The organism is Streptomyces sp. H27-H1, assembly GCF_026627445.1.
Classification (GTDB): Bacteria; Actinomycetota; Actinomycetes; order Streptomycetales; family Streptomycetaceae; genus Streptomyces.
Window position 1 is genome coordinate 1 of sequence record NZ_JAPNLJ010000123.1, and the last position, 3272, is coordinate 3272.

Consider the following 3272-nt stretch of genomic DNA (forward strand, 5'->3'; position numbering starts at 1 on the left):
CTGGGCCAAGTTGCCCGTGAGTTCACAAAAACTGAAGGGTCTTCAGCGGGAACCCGGGGGTTCGTTGCCATGCTGCGAGGGGCTGGACCCGTGGGTTCGTGGTGAAGCCACGGTACTGGCTTCGGCGGACTGCTCCAGGAGTTGCCGGGCTGAGGCCGCGTAGCGGATCGCGGTCTTCTCGTCGATGCCGAAGACCAGGGAGAGGTGGAGCGGGTCGGGGCCGTGGGTGAGGGCTTCTTCGAGCTGGCGGTCCACGCGGAGCCGCTCCAGGTTCGCCGACAGGTTGCGGGTGGCCTCGGTCGCCCAGAGCTGGCCGACGGGACCGGACCCGACAGCGCTTTTCTGCGTGATCAGCAGGTGGGGGTTGGCGGTGTTCGGCCAGCGGGTGCGCCGGTGGTCCAGCCAGTCCACGAGCATGCGGTGGGTGAGGTCGTCCAGTGGGCGGATGTGGTCGGCGATCGTGATCAGCCGGTTGCCGAGGTCGACGTCGTCGAGCTGTATGGCCCGGATCATGCCTGGCCGTGCCGCGTGGACGGCGGCCAGGGCGAGGATGAGCCGCGCGTGCGGGCGGGTCGCGGCGGTGACCGCCTGGTCGACGTCGATCTGTTCCAGGGGCTGCATGACAGGCCCGACAGGCCGGGGGATGCTGATGCGGGTGGTGGGGTCCTTGAAGACCTGGCCGGTCTTCTTCGCATGGCGGAACAGGGATCGCAGGGCGACGACGCGGCCCTCGCGCTGCTTGCCGGCGGTCGCGTCCCGGGCCGCGAGGATGTCCGTGCGCGTGACTTCCCGCAGGTGGTCGTACTGACCGGACCATTCCAGCAGCATCGGCTGGACCTCGTTCATGTAACCGCGTGCGGTGCCCCGGGTCCGTGGCAGAGCGCGCGGTCCGCCGTCGAGCAGGGTGCGGGCCCAGTCCTCGACGGCCCTGCGGATGCCCGGGGCGACGCCGTCGAGCTTGCGCTCCAGCCACCGGTCGACTGCGGGGACGCGGTCGTCGGCGAACAGGCCGAGCCGACCGAGGACCTCGGCTGTGTGGCCGACGGACAGCCCGCGGCCTCGCAGTGCGGGGAAGATCTCGGAGTACCGGATCACTTCGCCCTCGACGTGGCCGGACAGGACGATGACGAGAGCCCGGTCGACGTCGCTGGCGGTCCAGCGGGTCCAACCGCGGGCCTCGCCCAGTGTCCGCGCCTCACTGCGGGCCCGGATCAGCCTGGGATTGGCCAGGTCCCCGTGTAGGGTTCGGTCGAATCGACTGAAGTCCCTTGAGGCTGGGGTGAGTTCAGGCTGATGCCAGGCGGTGCTCGGCGGTGCCGGGGCGGCTGGAAGTGCTGTCCGCAGGCCACGGCGGCCTGCCTTGCCGACGGGTGGTCCGCCGTTGCGGGGCCGCTGCAGGTTCGCGAAGAACAGCTGCTGGTGGGTGACCTGCCGCAGGAACGGCAGCAGTAGCGAGTCCCTGCCGACGGCGCCGTCGGCCTTGATCGCCCAGGTGGCCTGGGCTCGGCAGAGGCGGCAGTATCCGTGCTCCTCGGGCACCGCGACCTCCCGCCGGCAGCCGGCGCACGCTGCCACGGCGTGGGTCTGGCCGTAGGTGTAGCAGCCGCGGCAGAACCGGCCGGGCAGTTGCCCCCAGGCGAGGCAGCCGGCGCACGAGGCGGCGGGCTTGTCGGCCCGTATGTGTCCCATCAGCCGCTCTTCCGTCAGGCCGGCGGCAGTGAGCGGCCGTCTCGGCGCTTGGGCACGACCGCAGAAGCCGTCGAGCCGACCGCCGTCTGCTGGACTGTGTCCTGGCCGGGGCGGGCGACGGTCTCCGGCTGCGGGATCAGCAGGTCTCCGATCTCGCAGCCCAAGACGACGCAGATGACGTCGAGGTCGTCGAGCTTGAGGGAGACCGGCTGGCCGGACCACAGCCCGGACATCTTGCCCGCCGAGATCACCAGTCCGTGCTCGGCCAGGCTCCGCTGCAGGTCGGATGCCTTCCAGATGCCCTTGCTCGCGGCCGTCAGCCGCAGGTTCCACCTCACCGGACCAGTCCTCCCAGCCGCTTCGCGGCCCGCTCCTGCCCGGCCTCCCAGGCGTCCTCGACCCGCGTGCCGTGCACGTGGACGTACCGCATCGTCGTCGCGATCCAGGAATGTCCCAAAACCTCCTGAATTGCGATCAAATCCATGCCGTTCAGATAGAGCTCCGACGCGCAGTAGTGCCGCAGCACGTGCGGCGTCAACTTCTCAGCCCAGCTGGGTAGATGGGATTTCGCCGCGTCTTTCAGGCCGGTGCGGAGCGCGTCGTCGCCGACCCGGCGCGAGGAGCCGTCGGTGTTCTTTCGCTCGGAGGGGAAGAGCGGGGCACCGGGCCGGGCGTGGTCGTCGTCGAACTGACCCCACACGTCCTCGATGAACCAACGCAGCGTCCGCCCGGCGTCGTTGATCAGCGGCACCATCCGCTCGCGCGGCCCCGACCCCCGGGAGCCCTTGCCGTAGCGGACGTGCAGCTTGCCGAACCGGCCCAGGTCCCACTTGATGTCCGCCAGGTCCAGCCGGCACGCCTCGTTCACCCGCAGCCCCACCCCCGCCATCAGCCGCGCGGCGGTGTAGTTGCGGGCGGTCGGGCCGAACTTGCGGCAGGTCGCCAGCTCCCCGGCCCAGCCCGCGAACAGGGCGCCGACCTCAGGCGAGGTCGGCGGGATCCGCAACTGCGCGTCCTTCGAGCCGCGCGGGCGGTTCATCTCGTCGATCGGGCAGTCCACCACCCGACCGGTCATCCGGTGGATCTCGACCTTGTGACGCAGCTCCAGGAACGCGAAGTACGTCGTCAGCGCCTGCGACCGGGCCAGGCGGGTGCCGCTGGGCGAACCCCGGAGCACCCGCCCGAAGTACGCGTCGGCGTCAGTCGGCTCCATGTCCCACAGCGGACGGCCGAACCACGTCCGCATCTGCTCCAGATTGCCGACGTCCCCACGGATGGTGCCGTCCGCCAGCCCCGCCGAGGCCCGCGCCAGCACGAACCCCGCCAGCACATCCGTCTCGAACGCCTCCAACTCCTCGGTCGAGGCCGGCGCCCGCAGCTCGCGCAGATCCCGTACAGCGGCTAGCGCCAACCCGAGCCTCCTCAGCTTCACCCAGAAAGTGGAACCATCGTGAAAGCTGAGAGTACTTCATAAATCCTGAAGTTATTTCACTGAGCCCCGGGCTGCTGAGAGAGGGACGAACCCCCTGGCCAGCAGGCCGGACTCTCTCCGGGGCTCAGGGGAACACGCGGGATGTCGCACA

3 protein-coding genes are annotated in these 3272 nt (G+C 70.1%); all 3 read right to left on the reverse strand.

Annotation, left to right across the window (positions count from 1 at the left end):
* Positions 1-42: 42 nt before the first annotated feature.
* The 3 genes from OTB20_RS41950 to OTB20_RS41960 are packed head-to-tail and all read right to left on the reverse strand — an operon-like array spanning position 43 to position 3100.
* Positions 43-1689, reverse strand: coding sequence for a hypothetical protein (locus OTB20_RS41950; RefSeq protein WP_267825150.1), 1647 nt, complete (start codon positions 1687-1689; stop codon positions 43-45).
* 14 nt (positions 1690-1703) lie between these two features.
* Entirely contained in the window at positions 1704-2027 is a 324-nt protein-coding gene (locus OTB20_RS41955) for a helix-turn-helix domain-containing protein (protein WP_267825151.1), read from the reverse strand.
* Positions 2024-3100 carry a tyrosine-type recombinase/integrase gene (locus OTB20_RS41960; protein WP_267825152.1) on the reverse strand — a complete coding sequence of 359 codons (1077 nt, stop codon included), beginning with the start codon at positions 3098-3100 and terminating at the stop codon, positions 2024-2026. Before OTB20_RS41960 ends, OTB20_RS41955 begins: the two co-directional genes overlap by 4 nt.
* Between the last annotated feature and the right edge of the window lie 172 nt (positions 3101-3272).

Coding starts and splice junctions, on each gene's coding strand:
- OTB20_RS41950 (WP_267825150.1), bottom strand. CDS start 1,689: ATGGGACACATACGGGCCGACAAGCCCGCCGCCTCGTGCGCCGGCTGC.